Source organism: uncultured Jannaschia sp., assembly GCF_947494055.1.
Taxonomy (GTDB): Bacteria; Pseudomonadota; Alphaproteobacteria; order Rhodobacterales; family Rhodobacteraceae; genus Jannaschia.
Genome location: NZ_CANLTR010000099.1, coordinates 1 through 3,446 on the forward strand (window position 1 = coordinate 1; position 3,446 = coordinate 3,446).

Here is a 3,446-nt window from a genome sequence, read left to right on the forward strand (position 1 = left end):
AGCCCAACCTCGCAGGTAACAGATTAGATGAGGCAACGGCGCCGATGGGTAGCAATATCCTTGAGGCAACGCGACACAAGCTGAAGGAATTGTTCGACCGCGACGGCTCGGAGATCGCCGCCGAAGGCCTGCGGCGCATCGCAGAGGTCTATGCCGTGGAGGCCGACATCCGCGGCAGCGTGCCGGGCCAGCGGCTGTTGGCCCGGCAGGCACGAACCGTCCCCCTGGTCGCCGCCTTCGGAGATTGGCTCCAGGCGCAACGACTGCGCGTCTCGCCCAAGTCCCGCCTCGGAGAGAAGCTCGCCTACATCCACCGCCACTGGGACGGGCTACAGACCTTCCTCCACGACGGTCGCGTCGAAATCGACTCCAACAGCGTCGAGAACCTGATCCGTCCCATAGCCACGAGGTGTTCATTATGCTCCCCTTTCTCAAGTATCTGGAAACATTGGAATCTGGTTCTCGTCCTCGACGCGACACGGACGGCATTTCCGGTTGGTGACATCAGTAATCCGGTCGGCATCGAGGTCCGTGGCGCGGATTTGGTATGGCGCGCCGGGAACAACCTGTTCGGCGAGCAGGATCCGGTCCGTTATGAGACGCCGAATGACGTGATTGGTGACGCCGAGCTTTGCGGCGGCTTCCGACATGGTCAGCCAGTCGCCGTTCTTCTCGGCCGAGCGATAGGCGTGCATGCCGTGGACCTTGCGGATCGACCCGACACGGTGCGCCGTCCAGGTCTTGCCCTGACCGGTGCGGATGGCCATGCGGTTGAGCGACGCGGCGATGTCGGCGTCGGACCAGCGGCCCGCCATGCGTCCCATCACAGCGAGCGCCTCGTCCGGGGTGCGGCAGCCATGCTCGCCGGTCCTCGGCTTTCGAACGCGGATCTGCGAATGCTGACCGCCCCGCCAGTGGATTGTCAGGATCACCTCCCGTGCCGTTTCGTCGATATCGGCGATGATGCCGGTGATCAGCGCGCGCAGCATTTGCTGGCGCGTGCGCATCGTGACGCCGGGCGCGCTCCACGCGCTCGCGAGATCGTCTGCGAGGCCGCCGAAGTCCAAGGTTGGTGGCGTGTCGGTCGGCCGCGCCAGCGCATCCAGGCGGGCGGTGCAGGTCTCCACGCGCTGCAGCGCCGCCTCCCAGTTCTTCTCGAGTTGGGCGGCGATCAGGCGGTTGTCCGGGTCGCACGCCGCGTAGCGCCGCTCGGCCAGCGAAGCCTCGTAGCGCGCCTGATGGAGGTCGAGTTCCACCATCCGTCGGGTCTCGGCCTCGCCTTCCACGGTCATGCGCTCGGCTTCCCGCGCCGCTTCGATCGCCATCGGCTCTACCACGCGCAGGGCCTCCACCGCGAGTGCAGCGTCGATGCGGGAGCCGCCGAAGCTCAGGCAACGGGGCAATCCGAGCTCGAGATTGGGGCGATCGCAGCGATAGACCGGCCGTCCGGGCGACATCCCCGTGTAGGCGACGCCAAGACCGCGTCCGCAACGGCCGCAAGTCAGCATGCCCGCGAGCAGGGCCCGTCCGCCGCGGCCGGACTTCGCGCCGCCCGCCCGGCCATAGGTGTTGGCGGCGAGGGTCGTCTGGTTCCGCTCGAACTCCGTCCAGTCGATGTAGCCCTCGTGGTGATCCCTGATCAGGACGTCCCAATCCGCCATCGGCTTGCCATGGCCGTAGGTCTTGCGAGCGCGTCCCTCCACAAGGACAACATGCTTCTCGCTTTTGCCGTAGGCATAGGCACCCGCGTAGAACGGGTTCTTCAGGAGCGAGATCACGTTGCGATAGCGCAGCGGCGTCCACTCGAAGCTCGTCAGGCGCTTGCCATCGGATGGCCGGGGAAAGTGGAGCCCTTCGGCTGTCAGCGACAACAAAGTCTGTCGGGCGCTGGCAAGCTGGCGGAACCGCTCGAAGATCAGCCGGACTGCCTCCTGGAGCCGCCGGTCGGGATCGAGACCGAGGCCGATCTCGCGATGCCAGATATAGCCGATCGGCACCCCAATCCGGAGTTCGCCGCGGCGCGCTTTTGCCTGAGCCGCATCGGACATGCGCGCACGAAGCACGCCGAGCTCGAACTCGCTGATGCTGCCCTTCATGCCCAGAAGCAGGCGGTCGTTCGGCCGACACGGATCGTAGATCCCGTCGAGATCGATCACCCGCGCCTCGACGAGCCCGCAGAGATCGAGCAGATGGTGCCAGTCGCGCCCGTTGCGCGCCAAGCGCGAAGCGTCAAAGCACAGCACGGCGCCGATCTCCCCGGCGCACAAAGCCGCTACCAGACGTTCGAAGCCCGGCCTGGCGACCATGCCGCTCGCGGACCGGCCGAGATCATCGTCAATGACCTCAACACTCCGAAATCCGCGGGAGCGTGCAACCTCGACCAGCTCGTATTGCCGTCTCCGGCTCTCGAGATTGGTCTCGACCTGTGCCGGAGTCGATTGCCGGACATAGACCACTGCCTTCCGGGACAGGACCGCGGCGGGGAGCATCTCAGCGTTCGTCATTGCCGCCTCCCGTCCCGGGCGCGGCGGCCTCGGTCAGAAGGGTCGCGAGTATCGTCACTGCCGTTTGGCGTTCCGCAGCGCTCATCCCGCACAGCCGTGTCGAGTCGAACGCAATCATCAGTTGGCGTGGCCGCACAGACGGCGTCGGTTTCTTTGGGTCGCTCATGGGGCTCCTCCTCGGCGACGGGCGCGCCGCCGGAGGAGCTTCGTCTCAATCCACGCTGAGCGAGCAGGTCATGAAGCTCAGCTAAGGCGGAAATCGAGGCGCGCGGTGACCCCAGTTCCATCCCGACACAGGCCACCGGATCCAGCATCCACGCCGAAATGGCGACGACGACACCCGGTGCCGTCTCGACATGCGCAAGGGCGCCGGTCTGACGGGCTTCAACATAATGCTGCCGCAGGCGACGACCGTGCAGTGGATGCCAACGATAGTGAACGACAACTTCCCGCCCGACATGGGCAGAATGTCCGGGTGATGGCTCTGAACCGCAAGAACGCGCTCTTTGCGGCCATGACGAGGGCGGCAAGGCATGGGGCCGCATCGCCTCCCTGATCGAAACGGCGAAGATCAACGGCGTCGAGCCCTTCGCCTATCTCAAAGCGACCCTCGAGGCGATCGCCAGCGGCCACCCCCAGTCCGCTATCGACGACTTGCTGCCTTGGAACTTCAAGCCATCAAGCTGAAACGCCTCGTGGGCCGCAGACGCCGCTTACGAACGAGGGCTCGCGCGCTTTCTACCGTACCGGCGCAGGAAGCGGCGCGTCCGCCTGGGCCGCAAGCCACGTGCGGCGGTGTTCCCGGAGAACCGCTCGATCCACCGGCGGCCTGAGGAAGCCGCAAACCGGGAGCAGTTCGGAAACTGGAGGCCGATCTCATGATCTTCCAACGCAGCCACGGCGGCGCGAATGTCGCGACGCTGGTCGAGAGAAAGACGCGCT

2 protein-coding genes and 2 pseudogenes are annotated in these 3,446 nt (G+C 65.8%); 2 read left to right on the forward strand and 2 right to left on the reverse strand.

The features are described from left to right. Nucleotides 1-44: 44 nt before the first annotated feature. Nucleotides 45-347: pseudogene (locus tag Q1A87_RS23050) on the forward strand (transposase); the annotation flags it as partial. A gap of 84 nt (nucleotides 348-431) precedes the next feature. Here the strand turns inward: Q1A87_RS23050 and Q1A87_RS23055 are convergent. Beyond that, a complete protein-coding gene (locus tag Q1A87_RS23055; RefSeq protein WP_299657075.1) occupies nucleotides 432-2,504 on the reverse strand; it encodes a recombinase family protein in 2,073 nt (690 codons plus the stop codon). Next, nucleotides 2,491-2,670 carry a hypothetical protein gene (locus Q1A87_RS23060; protein WP_299657078.1) on the reverse strand — a complete coding sequence of 60 codons (180 nt, stop codon included), beginning with the start codon at nucleotides 2,668-2,670 and terminating at the stop codon, nucleotides 2,491-2,493. Before Q1A87_RS23060 ends, Q1A87_RS23055 begins: the two co-directional genes overlap by 14 nt. 303 nt (nucleotides 2,671-2,973) lie before the next feature. Here Q1A87_RS23060 and Q1A87_RS23065 point away from each other — a divergent pair. Beyond that, a pseudogene (locus Q1A87_RS23065) lies at nucleotides 2,974-3,191 on the forward strand (transposase domain-containing protein); the annotation flags it as partial. Nucleotides 3,192-3,446 lie beyond the last annotated feature (255 nt).